This is a genomic window from Paractinoplanes maris (assembly GCF_023544465.1).
Taxonomy (GTDB): Bacteria; Actinomycetota; Actinomycetes; order Mycobacteriales; family Micromonosporaceae; genus Actinoplanes; species Actinoplanes maris.
In genome coordinates, this window is sequence record NZ_JALPVL010000009.1 from 152,288 (window position 1) to 174,674 (window position 22,387).

Annotated in this window: 20 protein-coding genes; 11 read left to right on the forward strand and 9 right to left on the reverse strand. The window is 70.5% G+C overall.

Annotation, left to right across the window (positions count from 1 at the left end):
* The first annotated feature begins 37 nt into the window (after positions 1 to 37).
* Complete coding sequence (locus NAG42_RS26155; protein ID WP_250033878.1) at positions 38 to 673, forward strand: phosphate signaling complex PhoU family protein; 636 nt, start codon at positions 38 to 40, stop codon at positions 671 to 673.
* A 48-nt stretch (positions 674 to 721) separates the two neighbouring features.
* Here the strand turns inward: NAG42_RS26155 and NAG42_RS26160 are convergent, their stop codons facing one another.
* The 4 genes from NAG42_RS26160 to NAG42_RS26175 all read right to left on the reverse strand — a co-directional run bounded on the left by NAG42_RS26160 (position 722) and on the right by NAG42_RS26175 (position 4,537).
* Positions 722 to 1,897, reverse strand: a complete 1,176-nt coding sequence (locus NAG42_RS26160) for an MFS transporter (protein WP_250033880.1) — start codon at positions 1,895 to 1,897, stop codon at positions 722 to 724.
* Positions 1,898 to 1,997: 100 nt separating this feature from the next.
* Complete coding sequence (locus tag NAG42_RS26165; RefSeq protein WP_250033882.1) at positions 1,998 to 2,672, reverse strand: FadR/GntR family transcriptional regulator; 675 nt, start codon at positions 2,670 to 2,672, stop codon at positions 1,998 to 2,000.
* A 10-nt stretch (positions 2,673 to 2,682) separates the two neighbouring features.
* Positions 2,683 to 3,867, reverse strand: coding sequence for an MFS transporter (locus NAG42_RS26170; RefSeq protein WP_250033884.1), 1,185 nt, complete (start codon positions 3,865 to 3,867; stop codon positions 2,683 to 2,685).
* 64 nt (positions 3,868 to 3,931) lie between these two features.
* Positions 3,932 to 4,537: a TetR/AcrR family transcriptional regulator gene (locus NAG42_RS26175; protein WP_250033887.1), complete on the reverse strand. Its 606-nt coding sequence runs from the start codon at positions 4,535 to 4,537 to the stop codon at positions 3,932 to 3,934.
* 103 nt (positions 4,538 to 4,640) lie between these two features.
* Between NAG42_RS26175 and NAG42_RS26180 the strand changes: the two genes are divergently transcribed.
* From NAG42_RS26180 to NAG42_RS26205, 6 genes are all read left to right on the forward strand, one after another.
* On the forward strand, positions 4,641 to 5,423 hold the full coding sequence (locus NAG42_RS26180; RefSeq protein WP_250033889.1) for an SDR family NAD(P)-dependent oxidoreductase: 783 nt from the start codon (positions 4,641 to 4,643) through the stop codon (positions 5,421 to 5,423).
* 1 nt (position 5,424) lies between these two features.
* Positions 5,425 to 6,552, forward strand: a complete 1,128-nt coding sequence (locus NAG42_RS26185; RefSeq protein ID WP_250033893.1) for a DUF5938 domain-containing protein — start codon at positions 5,425 to 5,427, stop codon at positions 6,550 to 6,552.
* Between the two features lie 3 nt (positions 6,553 to 6,555).
* Entirely contained in the window at positions 6,556 to 8,061 is a 1,506-nt protein-coding gene (locus tag NAG42_RS26190; protein ID WP_250033895.1) for an acyl-CoA synthetase, read from the forward strand.
* A 48-nt stretch (positions 8,062 to 8,109) separates the two neighbouring features.
* A complete protein-coding gene (locus tag NAG42_RS26195; protein ID WP_250033898.1) occupies positions 8,110 to 8,391 on the forward strand; it encodes an SCO0607 family lipoprotein in 282 nt (93 codons plus the stop codon).
* Between the two features lie 116 nt (positions 8,392 to 8,507).
* Positions 8,508 to 9,923: an argininosuccinate synthase gene (gene argG / locus NAG42_RS26200; RefSeq protein WP_250033911.1), complete on the forward strand. Its 1,416-nt coding sequence runs from the start codon at positions 8,508 to 8,510 to the stop codon at positions 9,921 to 9,923.
* A 59-nt stretch (positions 9,924 to 9,982) separates the two neighbouring features.
* Positions 9,983 to 11,359, forward strand: a complete 1,377-nt coding sequence (locus NAG42_RS26205) for a glucose-6-phosphate dehydrogenase (protein ID WP_250033915.1) — start codon at positions 9,983 to 9,985, stop codon at positions 11,357 to 11,359.
* 51 nt (positions 11,360 to 11,410) lie between these two features.
* Here the strand turns inward: NAG42_RS26205 and NAG42_RS26210 are convergent, their stop codons facing one another.
* Entirely contained in the window at positions 11,411 to 12,991 is a 1,581-nt protein-coding gene (locus NAG42_RS26210; RefSeq protein WP_250033918.1) for a lysyl oxidase family protein, read from the reverse strand.
* 246 nt (positions 12,992 to 13,237) lie between these two features.
* Between NAG42_RS26210 and NAG42_RS26215 the strand changes: the two genes are divergently transcribed.
* The 3 genes from NAG42_RS26215 to NAG42_RS26225 are packed head-to-tail and all read left to right on the forward strand — an operon-like array spanning position 13,238 to position 15,638.
* Positions 13,238 to 14,053, forward strand: a complete 816-nt coding sequence (locus NAG42_RS26215; protein ID WP_250033929.1) for a transporter substrate-binding domain-containing protein — start codon at positions 13,238 to 13,240, stop codon at positions 14,051 to 14,053.
* Positions 14,054 to 14,061: 8 nt separating this feature from the next.
* A complete protein-coding gene (locus tag NAG42_RS26220) occupies positions 14,062 to 14,856 on the forward strand; it encodes an amino acid ABC transporter permease (protein WP_250033931.1) in 795 nt (264 codons plus the stop codon).
* Positions 14,857 to 14,861: 5 nt separating this feature from the next.
* Positions 14,862 to 15,638 carry an amino acid ABC transporter ATP-binding protein gene (locus NAG42_RS26225; RefSeq protein WP_250033939.1) on the forward strand — a complete coding sequence of 259 codons (777 nt, stop codon included), beginning with the start codon at positions 14,862 to 14,864 and terminating at the stop codon, positions 15,636 to 15,638.
* A gap of 10 nt (positions 15,639 to 15,648) precedes the next feature.
* Here NAG42_RS26225 and NAG42_RS26230 read toward each other — a convergent pair whose 3' ends face one another.
* On the reverse strand, positions 15,649 to 15,939 hold the full coding sequence (locus NAG42_RS26230) for a hypothetical protein (RefSeq protein ID WP_250033940.1): 291 nt from the start codon (positions 15,937 to 15,939) through the stop codon (positions 15,649 to 15,651).
* Between the two features lie 284 nt (positions 15,940 to 16,223).
* Here NAG42_RS26230 and NAG42_RS26235 point away from each other — a divergent pair, with 284 nt between their 5' ends.
* The gene (locus NAG42_RS26235) at positions 16,224 to 16,427 is read left to right on the forward strand and encodes a cold-shock protein (RefSeq protein ID WP_250033943.1); all 204 of its coding nucleotides are present in this window, start codon (positions 16,224 to 16,226) and stop codon (positions 16,425 to 16,427) included.
* A 61-nt stretch (positions 16,428 to 16,488) separates the two neighbouring features.
* Here NAG42_RS26235 and NAG42_RS26240 read toward each other — a convergent pair whose 3' ends face one another.
* From NAG42_RS26240 to NAG42_RS26250, 3 genes are read right to left on the reverse strand one after another with little or no spacing between them, the layout of a single operon-like run.
* Complete coding sequence (locus NAG42_RS26240; RefSeq protein ID WP_250033950.1) at positions 16,489 to 19,233, reverse strand: alpha-amylase family glycosyl hydrolase; 2,745 nt, start codon at positions 19,231 to 19,233, stop codon at positions 16,489 to 16,491.
* A complete protein-coding gene (locus tag NAG42_RS26245) occupies positions 19,233 to 21,536 on the reverse strand; it encodes a glycoside hydrolase family 31 protein (protein ID WP_250033953.1) in 2,304 nt (767 codons plus the stop codon). The genes NAG42_RS26240 and NAG42_RS26245 overlap by 1 nt, the downstream gene beginning before the upstream one ends.
* Complete coding sequence (locus NAG42_RS26250; RefSeq protein WP_250033956.1) at positions 21,536 to 22,387, reverse strand: sugar ABC transporter permease; 852 nt, start codon at positions 22,385 to 22,387, stop codon at positions 21,536 to 21,538. The genes NAG42_RS26245 and NAG42_RS26250 overlap by 1 nt, the downstream gene beginning before the upstream one ends.

Here is a 22,387-nt window from a genome sequence, read left to right on the forward strand (position 1 = left end):
TTCTCGGCAGGCGGCGGGCCTCAGGCAGGAGCGGCAGATGAGCGACGGATTCGGCGGTGAGCTCGCTCAGGTCGGCGGCACGCTGGTCACGATGGCCCGGGCCGCGCGTGAGTCGATGCGGCAGGCCAGTGCGGCTCTGCTCAGCTCCGACCATGCCCTGGCCCAGCAGGTGACCGAGCGCGACGCCGAGATCGACGTGCTCTCCCGGGTGCTCGAGGACCGGGTCTACGAGCTGGTCGCGCGGCAGCCCGACGGGCGCAACGTGACCAAGCTGATGACCGCGATCAGGGTGGCGGCCCACCTCGAACGGATGGGCGACCTGGCGGTGCACGTGGCCCGGGCGGCGCTGCGCCGGCATCCGGGCCCCGCGGTGGTGCCCGAGCTGGCCGAGCTCTTCAGCGCGATGAGCGCGGTGGCCGACGACCTGGCCGGCAAGATCGTCTCAGCCCTGACCGACCACGACGCGGTGCTGGCCGCCCAGCTCGACGCCGACGACGACGTGATGGACGAGCTGCACCGCCGGCTGTTCGGCGTCATGCTCAGCCAGGAGTGGCCGATGGGCGTCGAGGGCGCCATCGACGGCGCCCTGCTGGGCCGGTTCTACGAGCGCTACGCCGACCAGGCGGTCAACGTCGGCCGCCACGTGGCCTCACTGGTCACCGACCCCGCATAGAGAATCGGGCTTCGGTGGGGCGATCCCGGAGTCGGCGATGCCGGCGGGCTATCGACGCAGGCGGATGACTGCGGCCAGTACGGCGAGGGCGGCTGCGGCGGCGTACATGGGGAAGGCCAGGCCGTAGGCGGTGGCCAGGAGACCGCCGGCCAGGGCGGCCAGCGCCGTGACGCCGGTGCCGGCGATGCGGAAGACGCTGGTCACCCGGCCCAGCAGCTCGTCCGGGGTGGCCTCCTGGCGGGCCGACATCAGGGCGACCGCGCCGATGCCGCTGGCCGCTCCGAACAGGGCGAGCAGAGCCGCGGTGACCCACACGTCGCCGGCCAGGGCGATGCCGGCCCAGGCGACCGCCTGCCCCGCGCAGGACAGGGCGAGCGCGTGCCAGTGGGTGAAGCGACGGGTGAGCGGCTCGACCCACCACTCGGCGGCCACGGCACCGGCCGCGCTGGCCGCGATGAGGATGCCGTACCAGGCCTGAGGCACGTGCAGCACGTCAGTCGCGTAGAGGACGAACGTGGCGAACGCGCACGTGAACGCGCTGTTGTTGACGCAGGCGGCGACGACCAGAAACCGGACCTCCCGATGGCCGGCAACGAACCGGAGTCCCGCGCGGATGTCGGCCGCGATGCTCGTGCGGGGGCGCTGGACGTGAAGCTCAGGCAGCCGGCGGACGAAAAGGGCCGAGGCCAGGAAACTGAGCGCGTCAGCCGCGAAGGGCAGGCTGCGGCCGAGGGCGAAACCGGCGGAGCCCAGCGCCGGACCGGCGAAGCTGCGGCCGATGGTGTCGTAGGCCGAGAACCGGCCGTTGACATGGGTCAGCGCGGCCTTGTCCCGGCCGACCAGGGTGGGGATGGCGCCCTGCGCGGCCGCGTCGAACATGCAGGTGCCGGCACCGATCACGATGACCGCGACGATCAGCACCCCGATGCCGGCGTGCCCGGTCGCCAGCAGGACCACGAGTACACACAGGATCGCCGCCCGGGCCAGATCGGCGACGACCATGGTGCGGCGACGGGACCACCGGTCGGCCAAAGCGCCGGCGGGCAGACCGAACAGCAACCACGGCAACAGCATCGCGGCCGCGACGACCGACAGCGTGAACGGATCGCTGGTCAGCGAGGCGGCCAGGAGTGGCACCGCGACCAGGAAGGCCCCGTCGCCGGTGACCGAGATCGCCTTGGCCGCGAGCAGCCGAGCGGCACGCCGTGGACCGGCGTGCCGCATGATGGTCCTTTCTCGGTCGGCGCCCCCTCGGATGAGGACACTGAGAGGGAACCTAGAACCGATTTCGGCGGGCATCTACGACGCAACTGCGTGCTGTCCGTCAGGGTGGTGGCATGGCGGCCTGGTTGATCATCGGCTGGAGCAACGTGGACATGGTGGCCGCGGCCCGGTCGGGGTCGCTGTCGACGATGGCGGTCACCAGGTCGGTGTGCAGCTGGGCCAGATCGTCGGTGTCGCCGGCCACGTCGTGCAGCTGAACCTCTTCGAAGACGCCGAGCAGTCCTTCGTAGACGTCTTCCAGGAGAGCGTTGTGGGTGGCGGCGACCACCGCCCGGTGCAGGGCCGAGTCGGCGCGGACGCGCTCGTGGGCGTTGCCGGTGGTCCAGGCGGCCTGCCGCTCGTTCAGCAGGCGGATCAGGTGGTCGGCGTCGGCGGGAGTGCGGCGTTGTGCGGCCAGGCGGGCCGAGGCGGCGTCGAGCGCGAGACGCAACTCGAGGCTGTCGCGGCGGGACGTGGCGGCCACCCGGCGCGAGACCGAGGATCGCAGGTCGGAGCTGGACACCACAAAGGTGCCGCGGCCTTGCTCGCGCCGCAGGATGCCGGCCTGGACGAGGGAGCCGATCGCTTCCCGTACGGTGTTGCGGCCCGCCCCGCTCCACTCGACCAGCTCGGGCTCGGTGGGGATCTTGCTGCCCACCGGCCAGCGGCCGTCGGTGACCTGGGAGCGGAAGAGCTCGGTCACCTGGGTGCCGAGGCCGGCGCGATCGAAAGGCACGGCTCGCAGCCTAATCGGCGGGGACCGGGACGGGGCGGCACGCGGCCCACCCGGCGCCCAGGGTGATCAGCAGGGTGGCCGCGAGGAGCCCGTACGTCTCGTTCCAGCCGCCGCTGACCTGGTGGATCGCGCCCAGCGCGAGCGGGCCGACGCAGCCGATGCCGTAGCCGACCCCCTGGACCAGGCCGGACAGCCGGGAGGCGCTCTGCGAGTCGGCCGCCCGGGCGGCGATCAGGGTCAGACAGAGCGGGAAGGTGCTGACGCCGAGACCGAAGGCGGTCGCCCAGGCGAAGGCACCGCCGGCCGGGGCGGTGAGCATGCCCGCGTAGCCGATGCCCATCAGCGCCACGCAGACCGCGACGATCGGGTAGGGGTTGCGCAGCCGGGTGGTCAGGGGTGGCACCACGAAGGCGGCGATCAGCCCGAGCCCGGCGAACCACGACAGCAGCAGGGCGCTCTCGGTCGTGCTGAGCCCGGCGTCCTCCAGCATGGCCGGGAACCAGGTGACCAGCGTGTAGACGTGCAGCGTGGTCATCGCCATCAGGCCGATCAGCCCCAGGACGAGCGGGGTGCGCCAGGAGACGGGCGGTGGCGGCGCCGCGGCCGGAGCGGCCGGGGCGCTCGAGCGCGGAACGGCGACGAACCACAGCACGGCGGCCACCGCGGTCACGACGGCCCAGGCGCCGGCGGCCGTCCGCCAGCCGTACGCGTGGGCCAGCGGCAGTGCGAGCAGCGGGGCCGCCAGCTGGCCGACCTGGAGCAGGACCATGTACATGGTGCTGATCGCGTGCAGCCGCTGCGGGAAGTGCTGTTTGACGATCGGGATGAGGATGACGTTGGCCGCACCCACCCCGGCGAACGCGATGACGGTGGCGACGATCATGACGGCCGGCGACCAGGCGGCCGCCCGCAGCAGGATCCCGGCCGTGGTGGCGGTGACCGCGATCGCGGCGGTGCGTTCCAGGCCGAGCCGGCGGGCGAGCGGCGGGGCGGCGAAGGCGGCCAGCGCGAAACAGGCGGTCACGATCGTGCCGATGGCGCCGGCCACGACCGGTCCGAAGTGCAGGTCGTCGCCGGCCTGGCCGGTCAGCACGCTGAACCCGGTCACCGCGGTGCGCAGGTTGAGCGCGGTCAGCGCGACGGCGAGCAGGATGCCGCGATGCAGCCGGACGGGAGGGGGCACGGTCGTAGTCACCGCGACAGTGAAACATGGGATGATGGGATGAATCCAGGCCGCCGAAGGATGCGGGACGGGGATCTCAGCGGACCAGCAGCGGCAGGACGGTGCGGACCTCGGCGGCGAGCTGGTCGAGGACCGGCTCGCCGAGGGCCGTGTGGGCCAGCAGGGCCTGCTGGAAAAGACCGTCGAGCATGCCGTACGCGGCCTTCGGGCTCACCGTGGGCTGAGCCTCCCGCAGCTCGGCGTAGCGGTCGACCACCCGCCAGATCATCGCCTCGAGGGTGCCGTCGATCTCGGTGATGGCCTCGCGCAGCCCGTCCTCGAACATGCTCTGGGTGCGCAGGTCGTACCAGAGGCGGTGCATCGGCGCCTCGTCGCGGATCGTCTGGGCCAGCTTGGCCGCGAACGCCTCGATCAGCTCGTCCGGCGAGGCCGAGTCGCGGACCACGGCGTCGTAGCGGGTCACGCAGCGGGCCTTGTAGTACCGGATGCTGTAGATGAACAGCTCGAGCTTGTCCTGGAAGTAGTAGTGGACGACGCCGTGGCTGAACGGGGAGTTGCCGGCGATCTCGCGCAGGCTGGCCCGGGCGTAACCCAGCTCGCCGAGGGTCAGCAGCGCGGACTCGGCAAGCTCGTCGCGGCGGCGGTCGAACTTGTCGACCGGCCGGGCCTTCACAGACGTCACGCCGACATCGTACGTCTTGACAGTCGTCCAGGTTTTTCTTGACAAGTGTCAAGAACGGGCATGTGATGTGGGTCTCACGCCGTCGAGCATCACAGGAGCTGCCATGGCACAGATCGATCTCACCGGCCGCCGCGCCCTCGTCACCGGCGGGGCCCAAGGTCTCGGCGAGGGCATGGCCCGCGCGCTCGTCGCGGCCGGCGCGAAGGTTGTCATCGCCGACCTGCAGGACGACCTCGGGCCCAAGGTGGCCGAGTCGTTCGGCGACGGGCACGGCTTCGTGCATCTCGACGTCACCGACGACGACGGCTGGGCGACCGCGGTCGGGCAGGCGACCGGGATCCTGGGCGGGCTCGACATCGTGGTCAACAACGCCGGCGTCGAGATCACCAGCCTGATCGTCGACCTCGACGCGGCCGCCGTGCGCAAGCAGCTCGAGGTCAACGTGCTGGGCACGGCGCTCGGCATCAAGCACGCCTTCCGCGCGATGCGCGAGCAGAAGAGCGGCGTCGTGATCAACGTGGCCTCGGTCGCCGCCACCATCGCCTTCCCCGGCATCGCGATCTATTCGGCCACCAAGTCGGGCGTCGACCGGCTCACCCGGGTGGCCGCCATGGAGTCGGGCAAGCTCGGTTACGGCGTACGCGTGAACTGCGTCTGTCCCGGCCTGGTGCCCACCGCGATGGGGGCCGGGCTGGCCAACGACGTCGCCCGGATCGGGTTGTTCGGCTCGCCCGAGGAGGCGGTCGGCGCGGTGGTCGAGCTCACCCCGTCGGGGCGGCTGGGCGAGGTGGCCGACATGGCCGACGCCGTGGTCTTCCTGGCCTCGGACGCGGCCCGTTTCATCAACGGCGCCAGCCTGCCGGTCGACGGCGGAATGGGGATGTGACATGGCCACCAAGCCCGTCGTCGTCTACGGCGCCTCCGGCTACACCGGCCGGCTGATCTGCGAGTACCTGCGGGAGTACAACGTCCCGTTCGTCGCCGCCGGCCGGGACGCGGCCAAGCTCAAGCAGTCGATGCAGGAGAACGTGGCCGGTATCGAGACCGCCGACTACGAGATCGCCGAGGTCGGCCACGACACCGAGGCGCTGACCGAGCTGTTCTCCGGGGCCTCGGTCGTGTGCAACACCGTCGGGCCGTTCAGCGTCCATGGGCCCGAGGTGGTCGAGGCCTGCCTGGCCGCCGGCGCGCACTACCTCGACACCACCGGCGAGCAGGACTGGATGATCACCTGCGACGAGAAGTACGGCGCCGGTTTCGCCGCCGCCGGGCTGCTGCTCGCGCCGGGCATCGCGCAGATGTACACCACCGGGGAGATCGCCGCCGAGCTGTGCCTGGAGAAGCCGGGACTGGACACGTTGGACATCGCGGTGTTCTGGGGCGGGAGCCCGACCATCGCGTCCACGCTGACGATCCTGGTCAACGCGGCCACCTCCGGCGCCTTCCGGCTCGAGCAGAACCGTTACGAGGCCTGGGATCCCGAGGCCGGCCTGTATCAACTGGTGCTGCCCGGCCAGCACGAGCTCGCGCTGGCGCTGCCGTGGGGCGGCACCTCGCACCCGGTCTGGTATCGGCGGGATCCGCGGGTGGCCAACGTCAAGGTGCTCGGTGGCGTGTTCAACCGCGCGCTGATGAACGGCGTCCCGCAGATCGTGGCCGGCGCCGTCGAGGCGACCAGGGACATGGCGCCCGCCGACCGGTACGCGGCCCTGACCGCGACCGCCGCCCAGGTGATGAACCAGATGCCGCCGCGGGAGAACCCCCGGCTCAACAAGTCGGTCGACTCGGTGCACGCCTCCGGGCCGCTCGGGCGCGCGCACTGCGTCCTCTACGGCAACTCCAACTACAAGCAGACCGGCCTGATGCAGGCCTATGCCGCCTACCACCTGTTGCAGCAACCGCCCCGGCGGGTCGGTTTCGCCTCCGGCTGCCAGGCCTTCGGTCATCGCGAGCTGCTCGGCGTGCTGGAGAGCTTCGGCCTGGTCCGTGAGCCGACCGTCACGGTCGAGCGCTGAGCCATGCGGCTGGCCGACTACCTCGACAAAGGGGCTTCGCTCGACCCGGACGCGCCGTGTCTGACCACCGAGGGGGAGACCCGGACGTACGGCGAGGTGTGGCAGCTCAGCGTCCGCATCGCCGGGGCGCTGGCCGCCCGGGGGATCGTTCCCGGCGACCGGGTGGCGGTGCTCTCCGGCAACGATCCGACCGCCTTCACGTGTGTGTTCGGGATCAGCCGGGCCGGTGCGGTGTGGTGCCCGATCAATCCGCGCAACGAGGCGTACGAGAATCGGGAGCTGCTGGATCTGTTCGGCTGCACGGCTTTGATCTATCAGGAGGCGTACGCGCCGCTGGTCGCCAAGATCCGCGATGAGCTGCCGTCGTTGCGCACCCTGGTCTGCCTCGAGACCGACTGGGCCGAGTTCCTTTCTCCTCCGGTGGAGGCCGACCAGCCCCCGGCCGACGACCTGGCCATGATCGTCGGCACCGGCGGCACCACCGGGCGGCCCAAGGGCGTCGAGTTGACCGGGGCCAACCTCGAGGCGATGACCGCGATCACCCTGATGAGCTATCCGTGGCCGGAGCGCCCGGTCTATCTCGCGCTCGCCCCGCTGACCCACGCGGCCGGGGTGCTGTGCTTCCCGGTGCTGGCCAAGGGCGGCGAGATCGTCATCATGCGCCGGCCCGACGTGGCCGAGTTCATCGCGTCCCTCGAGCGGCACCGTGTGACGCACACCTTCCTGCCGCCGACGCTGATCTACATGGTCCTCGCACACCCCGCACTGGACACTGCCGATCTGACGTCGCTGCAGTGCTTCTGGTACGGGGCGGCGCCGATGTCCGCGAGCCGCCTGGAGGAGGCGCTGCACCGGATCGGCCCGATGGCGCAACTGTTCGGCCAGACCGAGGCGCCCATGATGATCTCGACGATGGCGCCGGCCGACCACTACCTGCCCGACGGTCGCGTCGCGGTCGCCCGGCTGTCCTCCGCCGGTCGGCCCTCGCCGCTGGTCACCGTGGCCATCATGGCGCCCGACGGTGAGCTGCTGCCCCGGGGCGTCACCGGTGAGATCGTGGCCCGCGGATCGCTGGTGATGCGCGGCTACCACCGCGATCCGGCCGCCACCGCGGCCGCCTCGGCCCACGGCTGGCACCACACCGGGGACATCGGCTACCTCGACGACGAGAACTACCTGTTCATCGTGGACCGTGCCAAAGACATGGTGATCACCGGAGGATTCAACGTGTATTCGACCGAGGTCGAGCAGGCCCTCATGCAGCACCCGGCGATCCAGGACTGCGCGGTGATCGGCCTGCCCGACGACAAGTGGGGCGAGCGGGTGACCGCGGTCCTCCAGCTGCGGGCCGGTGCCACGGTCGACAAACAGGAACTGGCCGCGTTCGTCAAGGAGCGCATCGGCAGCGTCAAGACGCCCAAGCAGATCGAGATCTGGGAGGACCTGCCGCGGTCGAAGGTCGGCAAGATCCTCAAGGCCGACCTGAGGACCCGCCTCACCGCGGGTTGAGTACCCGTACGCATGCCCATCCGCCCGCCGTCGACCAGACTTCCCGGCATGACCAAGCGCCCCACCATGCCGTTCCTGCTCGTCACCGCCGTCCTGGCCGCCGGCCTCACCGCCGGCTGCTCGTTCCGGGAGGCCATCTGCAGCTCGGGGGAGTACCCGGTGGCCGCCGTGGAGAGCACCACCGGCCGCGCGTGCGTGCCCGACGGCGAGGACCCGCCGGCCGGCTACGTCCGCTTCCCCGAGGGCAAGGTCCCCGAGCACGTCGACGACGAGTGGGACAAATACTGGAACGACCACATGCTCGACGACCGCGGCAACGAGATCGCCTGACCCCGCCGGGTCCGGCCGGGGCCGTCGAGGGCGACACCGTCACCGGCAGCGCCTGACCGGCGTGGCGCCCGTACCCCTCAGCCCCAGGAGCACCGGCGCCCCCTAGACTCTCCGCCATGTCCAAGGTGCTGCGGAAACTCCCTGTCGGCGAGCGCGTCGGAATCGCTTTCTCCGGTGGTCTCGACACATCGGCGGCGGTCGCCTGGATGCGCGAGCGTGGCGCCGTGCCGTATGCGTACACCGCGGACGTCGGCCAGTACGACGAGCCCGACCTCAGCACCATCCCGGACCGTGCGATCACCTACGGCGCCGAGCAGGCCCGGCTGGTCGACTGCCGGGCCGCGCTGGTCGAGGAGGGCCTGATCGCGCTGACCTGCGGCGCCTTCCACATCCGGTCGGGCGCGCAGACCTATTTCAACACCACCCCGCTGGGCCGGGCCGTGGTCGGCACGCTGCTGGTGCAGGCGATGCAGGCCGACGACATCTCGATCTGGGGTGACGGCTCGACGTTCAAGGGCAACGACATCGAGCGGTTCTACCGGTACGGGTTGCTGGCCAACCCCGATCTGCGGATCTACAAGCCCTGGCTGGACGACGCGTTCGTCACCGAGCTGGGCGGGCGCAACGAGATGTCGCACTTCCTGCTGGAGCACAACCTGCCCTACCGCGACCCGGTCGAGAAGGCGTATTCGACCGACGCCAACATCTGGGGCGCCACCCACGAGGCCAAGCGTCTGGAGCACCTCGACACGTCGATGGAGATCGTGGCCCCGATCATGGGCGTCCCGTTCTGGCGCGACGACGTCGAGATCGCCACCGAGGACGTGACGGTGGAGTTCGACCACGGCCGCCCGGTCCGGATCAACGGCCGCGAGTTCGCCTCCCCGGTCGAGCTGGTGCACGAGGCCAACGTCATCGGCGGCCGGCACGGCCTGGGCATGTCCGACCAGATCGAGAACCGGATCATCGAGGCCAAGAGCCGCGGCGTCTACGAGGCCCCGGGCATGGCGTTGCTGCACATCGCGTACGAGCGGCTGTTGAACGCCATCCACAACGAGGACACCGTCGCGATGTACCACACCGAGGGCCGCCGCCTGGGCCGGCTGCTCTACGAGGGTCGCTGGTTCGACCCGCAGGCCCTGATGCTGCGCGACAGCATCGACCGCTGGATCGGCGGCGCGGTGACCGGCAGCGTGACCATCCGGCTGCGCCGCGGCCTGGACTACTCGATCCTCGACACCCAGGGGCCCAACTTCAGCTATCAGCCGGAGCGGCTGTCGATGGAGCGCAGCCACCTGCCCGCGTTCAGCCCGGACGACCGGATCGGCCAGCTCACGATGCGCAACCTGGACATCGCCGACTCGCGCAACAAGCTCGAGCAGTACGTGGCCGAGGGCGGCCTGGCCCCGTCGCGCAACCTCATCGGCGAGCTGCCGTTCGGCGGTGCCGCCTCGATCGTCGCCGTCGGCGAGGAGACCGAGGTCGCCCCGGACGCCCTCGACCGCGCGGCGATGGAGTCCGGCACCGACTGACGGCGATGCCCGGGCGCCGCGGTGGTGTCAGTGCCCGCGCGCCGGGGCATGGGTGTCGCATGACGACGACTGGGCCCACGCAGACGCTTCTCATCCTGGGCGCGACGGGCGACCTGACCGGCCGGCTGCTGCTGCCGGGTCTCGGCGGCCTGCTGGCCGGCACCGCCGGCTCCGACCTGCTCGTGCTGGGCAGCGGCATGAACGACTGGGACGACGAGCGCTGGCGCCGGCGGATGAGCGAGTCGTTCGCCGCCGTCGACGGCGATCGGGTCGCGACCACCGTGCGGGAGACCCGCTACCTGCGAGCCGATGTCACCCGAGAGGATGATTTGCGCCGCCTGCTGGAGGCCTGCCGCGGGGAAGTCGTGATCTTCTTCGCGCTGCCGCCCGCGGTGACCGCGGCGGCGTGCCGCGCGCTGGCCGGGGTCGGGTTGCCCGCCGGCACCCGGCTGGTGCTGGAGAAGCCCTTCGGGGTCGACCAGGCCAGTGCCGCGCAGCTCAACCGGGAGCTGGCCGGGCTGGTGGCCGAGGAGCAGATCCACCGGGTCGACCACTTCCTGGGCAAGTCCACGGTGCTGAACATCCTGGGGCTGCGGTTCGCCAACCGGATCCTCGAGCCGGTACTCAACGCGGACCACGTGGCCGGGGTGGACATCATCTTCGACGAGAGCCTCGCGCTCGAGGGGCGCGCGGGCTACTACGACCGGGCCGGCGCGCTCGTCGACATGGTGCAGAGCCACCTGCTGCAGGTGCTGGCGTTGCTGGCGATGGACGCCCCGCCCAGCGTGGAGGCCCGGGAGCTCCGTGATCGCAAGGCCCAGGTGCTGCGGGCCACCCATCTGTGGGGTGACGATCCAGCCGCCTCGAGCCGCCGGGCCCGCTACACGGCCGGCGAGCTCGACGGCCGCCGGCTCCCGGCCTACGCCGAGGAGGCCGGTGTCGACCCCGCGCGGGAGACCGAGACCCTGGCCGAGATGGTGGTCGCGGTGGACACGTGGCGATGGTCGGGAGTGCCGTTCCGGCTGCGGTCGGGCAAGGCGATGGCGGCCACCCGCAAGGAAGCGGTGATCACGTTCCGGCAGCCGCAGCGGGTGCCCGGTGGACTGAGCGGCTGGGAACAGCCGGACCGGTTGCGGATCGGGTTCGGCCCGGACCGGCTCGGCCTCGACCTCAACATCAACGGTCCGGGTGACCCGTTCGTCATCGACCCGGTGACCCTGGACGCCGAGTTCGGGCCGGGCGAGCTGCCGCCGTACGGCGAAGTGCTCAAGGGTGTGCTGGAGAACGATCCCACGTTGTCGGTGCGGGGGGACACGGCCGAGGAGTGCTGGCGGATCGTGGACCCGGTGCTGGCCGCGTGGCGGGCCGGCGCGGTGCCGCTCGGGGAGTACGCGGCCGGCAGCAGCGGCCCGCCGGACTCGCTGCTGCCCGGCTGAGGAGCGACCGGGCCGGCACCCCGATCGGGTGCCGGCCCCTCTCTCGAGTGGTCAGCCCTTGATGCCGTGCACGGGCGGGACGGTCAGCGTGCGCGCCTCGGGCGTGCCGCCCAGGACGATCTGGCGCAGCGCCGAGTTGTTGGTCGTGTCCAGCTCGGCCAGCTTCTTCTCCGGGTTGGCCAGCACCTGGATGTAGTACGTGCCGTTGGGCAGGTCGGTGATCTCGAACGACTGGCCCGGCCGGTACTGGCTGTAGGTGTCGCCGTTGCCGATGTCGAGCACCTCACGCACCGCGATCACGGTGTTGGCGCCGCACGAGGTCGACAGGTCGGTGTTCTCCGGCCGCCACTTCGCACCCGGGATGGTGAAGTCGACCGCGTCGGTGTTGGCCAGGCAGAACGCCTCCTTGCCGCTGCGCACCGCGAGCTTCTGGGTCGAGTCGAGCAGGTTGTACTGCGCGAAGTCGGTGAAGTGCCAGTGCAGGTGGCCCTCCCGCGCGTCCCACTCCATGGTGCCGGCCGGACGGCTGCCGACCTGGTTGCCCTTGGCGTCGAAGAAGTACTGGTAGGCGTCCATCAGCTCGGTGCCGGTGCGGCGGAACCCGTCGACCAGCAGCGGGGACGTGCCGGCGTTCCACACGGTGGCGCCGAAGTTGACGTACCACTTGTCGTCTTCCTGCTCCAGCGCGATCTCCCAGGCCGGCAGCGAGCGCAGGTCCGGCCGCGGGCCGCCGGTCGGCGTGGCCTTGAGCGGGGTCGGGCGCTTGGCCGGCGCGCGCAGCTCCGGCACGAACGCCGACACCTGGCGCTTGGCGTCACCCTCGGCGGTGTGCACCGAGTGCTCGTCGGCCGCCTCGACCGGTCCGGCGTCGGCCGCCTTGATCCGGGCCAGCCCCTTCCGGTCGGTGTCGCCGACGACGACGTTCACGCCGACCTTCGCGGTGCCCTGGTCCTTCGGGATGCCGAAGAGCTCCTGGTAGACCGGGTTCACCGTGGCGGTGGCCGTGTACTGGCCGACCGGCAGGTCGAAGGGCTGGTCGTCGTCGGACGGGGGCTGGTCGAGGACCGCGGCGTCCCAGCCGGCCTGCACACCCCAGACCGCGCCCAGGGTGAACGGGTTGTAGCCGCCGCAGCTCTGCGGGTACGGGTTGGCGGCCGGGGCGTCCGGCCGGGCCCGGGCCGACGCCCACGAGTTGCCGCAGAACGGGGTCTTGTACTCCTTGACCACCTGGCCGGCCGAGTCGGCGATGGAGATGGAGGTGAAGTCCTTGAGCCCGTTGAAGTCCGGGACCAGACCGGCCGGCAACGCGACCTTCTTCTTCTTGCCGTTCTGGACCACGGTCCGCTCGGCCACGATGGGCTTGTCGTAGCCGGTCCGCTTGGCCCAGATCTCCAGCGGGTCCTTGCCCGCGATCACGTGCAGGCCCAGGTCGAAGGACAGGTAGATCTCGCCGTCGTAGTCGTACCGCTCGGCGGTCACCTGCCCGGTGGCGGCCACGAAGGACAGCGGGGCAGGGGTGGCGGCGGCCTGGGCCACTCCCACGCCGGCGGCGGTCAGCGCGAGCGATGCGGCCACCGCGCCGTACGTCATCAGCCGCGAGCGCCGGCGTCGCTTCTTCAACGGGTCCGTCATGGGGTCCTTCCGGTCGGGCGGCCGCCGGGGGAGCGGCCGCTACCGGGACATCCAAGCCAGACAATGTAAGGAACCTGTGAGATCGATGAGCGTTGACACGAATCCGGGAGGTTTCACGACTTGTGGCCGATGCCGGGCATCGGCCGGAAGGCAGATGCGCGGATCCACGTCGATGGGTATAGGGGATCATGGATTAGCCTGTCGTGATCGCGCGGCGGGCGCGGACCGTCGATCGGGGAGAGACGCATGAGAGCAACGGGACTGGCCGGGGTCGCGATCGTCGCGTCACTGGCGCTGACCGGCGCCGCGGGCTGCGCCAAGAAGGACACCGGCGGCACCACCGAGGCCGGCGTGGCGCTGGTCAAGGCGGGGACGCTGACCACCTGCACCCATCTGCCGTACGCGCCGTTCCAGTCGAAGGACCCGAGCGGCAAGGTGGTCGGCTTCGACGTCGCGCTCATCGACCTGGTCGCCACCAAGCTGGGTGTCACGCAGGCCATCGTGGACACGCCGTTCGAGGGCATCAAGTCGGGCGCCGACCTCAACTCGGGCAAGTGTGACGTGGCCGCGGCCGGCATGACGATCACCGACGAGCGCAAGAAGGTGCTGGACTTCTCGGTGCCCTACTTCGACGCCACGCAGGCGCTCGCCACCCAGGCCGGCAAGGAGGTCAAGACGCTCGAGGAGCTGGTCGGCAAGCGCCTCGGCGTGCAGGGTGGCACCACCGGCGAGGAATACATCAACACCCAGGTCAAGGAGAAGAACCTCAAGATCGAGGTGGTCTCCTACAAGGATCTGGCCGCGCTGCAGCAGGCGCTGGCCACCAACCAGGTCGTGGCGGCCGTCAACGACCTGCCGGTCTGGAACGAGTACATCAAGGCCAACCCGGGCAAGGTCGTCGTCGCGGCCGGCTTCGACACCGGCGAGCAGTACGGCTTCGCCGTCAAGAAGGGCAACGCCGAGCTGCTCAAGAACGTGAACGACGCCATCACGGCGGCCCGCTCCGACGGCACGTACGACAAGATCTACGCCGAGTGGATCGGCGAGAAGCCGGCGAGCTGACCTCCGCGATGAGACTGACTCCCCGCCGGCGGCGCCGCATCGTCCGCGTCGCCGGCTACGTCGTCTTCGGATTGGCGATCGTGGCCGCGCTGGCCGCCGCCGACTGGGGCCGCCTGTCCGACGCGTTCTTCCGGCTGGACGTGGCCGGCAGCATGTTCCCCGAGGCGATCACCGTCGCGCTGCGCAACACGATCCTCTACACGCTGCTGGCGTTCGTCTTCGGCCTGACCCTCGGGCTCGTGCTGGCGCTGATGCGGCTGTCGTCGATCCTGCCCTACCGGTGGTTCGCCACCGGATACATCGAGCTGTTCCGCGGCCTGCCCTCGCTGCTGGTGCTCTTCATGGTCGGCTACGGCGTGCCGCTGGCCTTCCCGGACCGCGAGATCCCGGGCGGGGTCTACGGCTCGGTCACCGTCGGCCTCGGCCTGACCGCCGCGGCCTACATGGCCGAGACCCTGCGGGCCGGCATCCAGGCCGTCCCCAAGGGGCAGCTCGAGGCCGCCCGTACGCTCGGCATGTCACACACCCGGGCGATGGTCTCGATCGTGCTGCCGCAGGCCTTCCGCATCGTCATCCCGCCGCTGACCAACGAGATCATCCTGCTGACCAAGGACACCTCGCTGGTCTACGTGCTGGGTGTCACGGCGTCGACCATCGAGCTGACCAAGTTCGCCGGCGACACGCTCAACACCCGGGTCAACCCGACCCCGCTGGTGGTGGCCGGACTGCTCTACCTGGTGCTCACCCTGCCGCTGTCGCAGCTGGTCCGGGGGCTGGAACGTCGCGCGGCGAGGGAGAGGTGACGGCGATGTCGACGATCGAGATCAGCGGGCTGCACAAGTCGTTCGGCCGGCTGGAGGTGCTGCGCGGCATCGATCTCTCGGTCGAGCCGGGCGAGGTGGTCTGCGTCATCGGGCCGTCCGGGTCGGGCAAGTCGACGCTGCTGCGCTGTGTGAACCTGCTCGAGGAGCCGACCAGCGGCTCCATCCGGGTGGCCGGTGTCGAGGTCACCGACCCGGACTGCGACATCGACGCCGTACGCCGGGGCATCGGCATGGTGTTCCAGCAGTTCAACCTCTTCGGCCACCTGACCGTCCGGGAGAACGTCACCATCGCCCAGCGCCGCGTCCTCAAGCGGAGCCGGGCCGAGGCGTACCGGATCGCCTCGGACAATCTGAACCGGGTGGGCCTGGCCGACAAGGCCGACTCCTACCCGGCGCAGCTCTCCGGCGGCCAGCAGCAGCGGGTCGCCATCGCCCGCTCGCTGGCCATGGAGCCGCAGCTGATGCTCTTCGACGAGCCGACCAGCGCCCTCGACCCCGAACTGGTCGGTGAGGTGCTGGCGGTCATGCGCGGTCTGGCCGCCGAGGGCATGACCATGCTCGTGGTGACCCACGAGATGGCCTTCGCCCGCGAGGTCGCCTCCCGGGTGGTTTTCATGGACGCCGGGGTGATCGTCGAGCAGGGCCGCCCGGCGCAGGTCTTCGGCAGCCCGCGTGCGGAGCGCACCCGCGAGTTCCTGCACCGTGTGCTCGAGCCCACCCGGGTCAGCGAGTCCGAGATCGGGGCGAACCCGGGCGAGTGAGCCGCCGGCCTTACGGTGTCGCTCGCCGCCGGTTGTCGTTCTGCGGGGCCAGCTGCACCGTCCACGTGCGGGCCGCGCCCACCGCGGCGATGGCCCGGCACAGCAGGTCGCAGCCCAGCTGGGGGGTGCCCTCGGCGAAGCCGCGGTTGATGATGGTGACCGCCCGCGGGTGGTCACCCGACTCGAGCGCGTCGTCGAGCGCGGTGGCCAGGACCGCGCCGAGCGCGGCGTGGAAGCTGTCCGCACCCTTCTCGCGGAAGGTCTTGGCGGGTGCGGCGGTGACCTGGGGCGGGGCTGTCACGAAGGTCGCTCTCCTGTCGATGAGCTCGGATGGCGGCGGCGCGCCGAAATGATTTTGACGAACCGATCCGGTGACCAGCCTACTCGCGTTGGGCTCGGCCGACGAATCTGTGCTAGCTTGGCGTCGTTGCAGTTTTGATTTCCGTAGACGTTTTCGGCGCCTGATGGGGTTATCTGAAACCCGCGGGCGCTTTTTCGTTTTTCGTGTCGGTTCGGCGCGGGTGATCAACGCGGCGGCGTGCGAGTCCGCACAGTGCGAGCTCGAACAGCCTGCGAGGAGCAGACATGGTTACAGGTACCGTGAAGTGGTTCAACGGTGACAAGGGCTTCGGCTTCATCGCCCAGGACGGCGGCGGCCCCGACGTCTTCGCCCACTTCTCCGCGATCGCGTCGAGCGGATTCCGCAGCCTCGACGAGAACCAGCGGGTTGAATTCGATGTCACCCAGGGCCAGAAGGGCCCGCAGGCGGAGAACATTCGCCCGCTCTGATCTTTGAATTGACGAACGGCGGCCCGGCTGAATCAGCCGGGCCGCCGTTCGCCTATGTGATCTATACCGGCGGCGCTGTTGTGTAGATGGTGGCGTCGCCCTGTTTCAGCCAGATCCGGGGATTGTCGATCGGGGTGAAGGAACGGTCGCCGCCCGGCTCACGGGTGGTCGGCACGGTGTCCCCGTTCGGCCGGTGCAGGATGAAATTGATGGGCTTCGTGTCGTCGGCCAGCGGGATCTCGTAGGTCGCCCAGCCGTTCTCGATCCGGGTCGGCGGCCACGGCTTGTCCCAGGCGATCTGGGCCAGGACGGCCGGATCGACCGCCTCGCCCCACAGGTGCAGACCCCAGTCGCTGTAGTCGCCGGCCGGGCGGTGGTAGCTCACCGTGGCCGTCGTCAACGGCGGGCCGGCGTAGCGCACGGTCCGGATCGCGCTGACCACCGCCGGATCGCTGAGCACGGCCCGATAGCGGATCTGTGTGCCCGCGGCGAGGTTGAGCCGGGCCAGGTCGTCGAAGGCCGTGTACGTGGGCGACGAGTCGTCCCGGCCGATCGTGGTCCAGGCGCCGCCGGCCACGCTGCGCTCGAACCGGACGACGTGGGTGGCCCGCTCCGGATCGGCCACCGCTCGCACCTCGACGGTGCCGCGGACGTTGCTGCCCTCGGCCGGCGCCTCGATGGTCAGCGCCGGCGCGGCCACCCGGGTCGTCCGCGTCGCGCTGGTGGCGGTGTGCCCGGCGTTGTCGAGAACGACGGCGCGGTATTCCACCTTGGTGCCGGCGGCGAGCCCGGACACGTCGTGGAACACCCGGTAGGGCGCGTTGTCGTCGGTCCCGATCGGCGTCCAGCCCCCGCGCCCGGTGCGGGCGTAGAAGCTGACCTCGGCGAAGGACGAGCCGCCGACGGTCGCGCCGACCTGGATGCGTCCGCCCGGCTCGGCGGCCGGGGCGGCCAGGGACACGGCCGGGGCCGCCTTCGAGGCCGGGATCCGGCTCACCGAGGCGTAGACGACGGTGGACAGCGGCGGCACGGTGAGCGTGAGACGGCGGTCGGCGGCCGAGGTCGCCGTGGCCGGTCCGCTGCCGTGGACCCGCTCGAACCGGCCGCCGGACAGATAGGTCGGGATGGCCGCGGTCCTGGCGGTCGCACTGTTGTTGAGCGCGACCACGTACTCGCGCTGCTTGCCCCGCTCGGTGCGGGAGAACGCGTAGACCCCCGGGCCCTCGTCGGCATACCGGTGCTGGTGCGCGCCGTCCCGCAGGGCCGGGTGCCGCTTGGCCAGCGCGGCCAGGCCGGCGATGCCGGTATACAGCGGGTGGGTGGTGACGAAGTTGTCCTGCGCGTGCGTGGCGGCGGTGCCGAGCAGGTCGTCGTCCAGATACTCCGGGACCCGGCTGGCGAACATCGTCTGCCGGGCGTCCTGGTCGCCGCCCGGGCCGGTGAAGCCCTGCTCGTCGCCGTAGTAGATGACCGGGTTGCCGCGCGAGAAATACATCAGCTCGTGGGCCAGCCGGTCGCGGGCCAGCCAGGTGGCGTCGCCGGCGCCCGGGTTGTCGGCCTGCACGAAGCTGCCGATCCGGCCCATGTCGTGGTTACCGAGGAACGTGGGCAGCTGGTAGACGTTCGAGTCGGCGTCGGTGTACCAGTCGTCGCCGGCGAAGAACTGGCCCAGCGCGGCGGCCGACTGCCCCCGTGAGGCGTAGTTGCGGGCCGCGTCCTGGAACGGGAAGTCGAGCACGGCCTGCATGCGGTCGCGGGTGGTGAACTGCGAGGTGAAGCTCTTCGAGGTGTCGAAGACCTCGCCGAACATGAAGAACTCGGGCTTGCCGTGCTTGCGCGCGAACGACAGCACCTCGGGCCCGAACTTCTGCCAGAACTCGTCGTTGACGTGCTTCATCGTGTCGATCCGGAAGCCGTCGACACCGAAGTCGGCGATCCACTTCTCGTAGACGTCGGTCATGCCCCGGACGACCCGGGGGTGCTCGGTGAACAGGTCGTCGAGTCCGAAGAAGTCGCCGTAGAGGGAGTTCTCGCCGGTGAACGTCGTATCACCGCGGTTGTGATAAAGCGTGGGGTCGTTGAGCCAGGCCGGGACCTTGAGGTTCTGCTCGGCCGGGTCGAGGACCGGGACGTACGGGAACGAGGTCTTCGCGTCGAGCGGCGGGAACGTGGACTTCCCGGCGTAGTCGCGATCGTCGAACGGCCGGCCGGCGGCGGTCTTGTACGGCGAGACGTCCTTCGACACGTACGGCCGGCGGGCGCCCGACTCGTAGCCGATCACGTCCGCGGTGTGGTTGGTGATGATGTCGAAGTAGACCTTCATGCCCCGCCGGTGGGCCGCGTCGATCAGCGACTTCAGCTCGGCGTTGGTGCCCAGGTGCGGGTCGATCTGAGTGAAGTCGGTGATCCAGTAACCGTGGTAGCCGGCCGACGGGCCGTCTTCCAGCTGCACGGCCTTGTTCTTGAAGCTGGGGGTCAGCCAGATCGAGGTGGTGCCCAGGCCCTTGATGTAGTCGATCCGGCGTAGCAGCCCGGCCAGGTCGCCGCCGTTGTAGAAGCCCTTCTTGGTGGGGTCGAAACCCGACACCAGCGGGTCGGCGCCGAGGCCGCCCTGGTCGTTGGCCGTGCTGCCGTTGTCGAACCGGTCGGCCATCACGAAGTAGAAGTTCTCGTCGGTGACCGGCGCGCGCAGCGAGTGGCGGGCCGGGAGGCCGCCGCCACCGCCGGACGCGGCGGCCGGGGCGCTGATCGCCCCGCCGGCCAGCACCACGGACAGAAGGACGGCCAGTTTGCGGCGTATGTGCATCAGATCTCCTCGAGAGTCTGCGCTAGCAGGATTTCTCCGATGGCGGTGAGCAGTTCGTCGTCCAGGCCCAGGGCCTGCAGGGCTGACAGGCGGATCGCGAGGGGGCGGTCGGCGGTGGCGGTCTCGTGCACCCGGGTCTTGGTGGCATAGGCGATCTGGGCGCGGTCGAGCCGGGTGAAGAGCAGCCCGGCCACGTCGTTACGGCGCGGGCGGGGACGGGCGCCGACGCCGATCCGTAACGTGGCCGTGACAGGCACGTCTCGGACTGTAATGGATGTTCGAGTTTCATCGCGGTGAATCTCCGCCGGGACTGGCAGGTTGTCCACGCTCGCCACCGGATCGACGCCGGTGAGTGCCGGAAAGGTGGTTGTCCAGGTGCGCGTGACCAGCCCGGCCCCGGCCGCCGGCCCGGCCACGAGTTCACCCTGGTCCTGGCGCCAGCGCAGGGGCGTGGTGGCCGCGTCCTCGACGAGGTCGAACGAGCCGTCCGCGCCCACGACGACGAGCACCTCGAGGTGCTCCGGCTCGACCGGGTCGTTGGCGGGGACCGCCGCACCGTCCAGCGGGACGATCGCGCCGCCGGTGGCCAGGACGGGGATGGTGGCCAGGTCGCGGTGCAGATACAAGGTGCGCCCGCCGTCGTAGACGAGGTCGGTGAGCACGTCGACCCAGGTGCCCTCGGGCAGCCACGTCCGGACCCGGGCCAGGCCGGTCCGGCGGTCGGCGGGCGACGTGATCGCGGCGACCAGCAGCTCGGTGCCGAACTGATATTGGCCGGGCACCTCGTAGGCCTCGTCGGTGCCGGGCGAGCGGTAGTACATGGGCAGCACGAGGGGGAGTCCGGCCCGGTGGTTCATGGTGTGCAGGTAGGGCACGAGCCGGTGCCGCAACCGCAGGAAGGTTGTCATCACCTCCCGCGCCGGGGACGGGAAGGACCACGGCTCCTTGTGGAGGAACGGGTTCTTGGCCGAGTGCAGCCGCAGGATCGGCGAGAAGCAGCCGAACTGCACCCAGCGGGTGGCCAGCTCGTCGTCGCGGACGCCGAAGAAGTGCCCGCCGATGTCGTGACTCCACCAGCCGTACCCGATGTTGGCCGCCGTCGCCGTGAAGAAGGGCTGGAAGGCGAGCGACGCCCACGAGATGACGGTGTCGCCGGAGAACCCCACCGGGTAGCGGTGGCTGCCCGGACCGGCGTACCGGGAGAAGGTGAGCTTCCCGTTGTCGAGGAAGTGGAAGTGGTTGAGCATCCACAGCGGATCGATGCCGGCGATCCGCGAGTACGGGCCGGATTGCCAGTCCAGCCACCAGAAGTCGACGCCGTCGGCCTCGAGTCCGCGATGCAGCACCTCGAAGTAGGCGGTCAGGAACCGCCGGTCGGTGACGTCGAACGCGATCGGCTCGGCGGTGGACGGGTCGCGGTCGAGCGCGGCCGCCATCGCCGGATAGGCCTGTTCGTACGATCGGACGCCGTCGGCCGGATGGACGTTGAGCGTCACGCGCAGGCCGTTGTCGTGCACCCTCTTGAGGAATTCGGCCGGGTCGGGAAACAACGCGCGGTTCCAGGTGTAACCGGTCCAGCCGCTGCCGTGCCGGGGATCCACGTCGGTCAGGTGCCAGTCCATGTCGATGACCCCGACCGAGAACGGCAGACCCTCCCGGCCGAACCGGTCGAGCAGCGCCAGGTACGACTCGTCGGTGTAGGCGTGATGCCGGCTCCACCAGTTGCCCAGCGCCCACCGGGGCACGACCGGCGGCGGACCGGACACCGCGTAGAACGCCCGCACCGCCTCGGCGTAGTCGTGGCCGTAGGCGAACACGTACAGGTCGGTGCGGCCGACGTTGCCGGCGCTGACCCAGCCCTCGTCGTCGAACAGGAACGAGTGCGAGTCGTCGATGACCGCGAAGCCCGTGCGCGAGACGACCCCCGGTTCGAGCGGGATGGCCCCGTCGGTGTCGTCGAGGGTGCGGGCCGTGCCGCCCAGATCCCGCGGCGGCTGCCCGTACCGCCAGACCGAGTGATAGGCGCTGATCCCACCGCCCACCGCGAGGCTGAGGCCGCTGGTGGTGAAGGGCCCCCGGTCGTAGGTGAGCCGGAAGCGCGAGGTGACCACCTCGAGCCGGCCATCGCTTTCCCGTACGCGGAACTCCGGCACCGGCAGCAGCCGGTTGACCGCGAAGGTGGACGCGCGGTCCTCGAAGACGCCGTCCTCGGCGTACTCGAGGCGCACCAGGCCGTCGGTGAGCACGGTGATGCGGTAGTGCTCGCCCCGGACGACCGCCGCCGGATCGGCCACCGGCCGCATCAGTCCTTCACCGACCCGGCCGTGAGCCCGCCGACGATGTAGCGCTGCAGGTATTGGAAGAGCAGGACCACCGGCAGCGCGGTCATCAGCGCGCCGGCCGCGAAGACGCCCAGGTTGTTGGACCGGTCGGACTCGATGATCCCGTAGAGGCCGACCGCGAGCGTCTTGGAGCGGGTGTCGGTGAGGAAGATCGAGGCCAGCAGGAACTCGCCGATGACCCCGACGAACGCCAGCAGGCCGGTGACGGCCAGGATCGGCCGGGCCAGCGGCAGCAGGATGCGGAAGAAGACGGTGGCGTGGCCGGCGCCGTCCACCACGGCCGCCTCGTCGAGCTGGCGCGGGATGGTGTCGAAATAGCCCTTGATCAGCCACACCTGGGCCAGCGCGCTGCCCATCAGCACCAGGCTGTAACCGGCGATGGTGTTGAGCCCCAGCGCCGGCACCGCCGCACCGAGTTCGGTGATCATGGTGAACAGGGCGATCACGGCCAGGAACTGCGGGAACATCTGGATCAGGAGCAGGGTCAACAGACCGCCGCGGCGGCCCCGGAACCGGAAGCGGGAGAAGGCGTACGCGGCCATCGCGCTGGAGAGGACCTGCACGACGGTCACCGCGGCACAGACCACCACGGTGTTGAGCAGCCAGCGCGGGAACGGCCGGGCCGGGTCCTCGAACAACGACCGGAAGTGCACGAGGCTGAACTGGGTCGGCACGACGTCGGTCGACACCACGGTGCCCAGCGGGTTGAAGGCGGCCGAGACGATGTAGAGCACCGGGACGACGGCGAAGACCACGGCCACGAGACCGCCGGCGTGCCGCCAGCCGACCTCGCGCCACCAACGGGTTGTCAC